Annotated in this window: 1 protein-coding gene; it reads right to left on the bottom strand. The window is 66.9% G+C overall.

What is annotated here, in order from left to right; all coding sequences use genetic code 11:
• A partial coding sequence (locus BGIM_RS66160; protein ID WP_193789052.1) for a hypothetical protein occupies positions 1-350 on the bottom strand: 350 nt, incomplete at both ends.

The raw sequence follows: 350 nt of genomic DNA, 5'->3' as shown, positions 1-350 counted from the left end.
TCGTGAAAGTTCGCGTAGCCGGGGGCGGTTTTCTTTTGCAATGGCAGCGCGGCGGTGGCGTAGGGGTAGGCGATGCCGGCGTCCTCGAACACGGAGCGTCCGGCGAAAACGGCGTTGCCCGTGCTGGAGATCCAGAAGCGTTGAAACGGCGTCTCCTTGCCGGCCGGGGTGACGCCGACATAGAACGCCCCGCCGCGACAGGAGGCCGTGGGCGTCTCCACGATTGGAAAACCCAGCTCCTGGGCCCGCCCGGAGTAGACATAGCCATCCGTGGTCCCGTGCGAGGAGACAAGGCTGCCGGAGGTGTCCAGCGCCCAGCCGTAGATGAAGGCTCCGGGGTACGCGCCGGT

It is taken from the genome of Zavarzinella formosa DSM 19928, assembly GCF_000255705.1.
Lineage (GTDB): Bacteria > Planctomycetota > Planctomycetia > Gemmatales > Gemmataceae > Zavarzinella > Zavarzinella formosa.
This window is presented reverse-complemented; position numbering and strand designations above follow the sequence as displayed.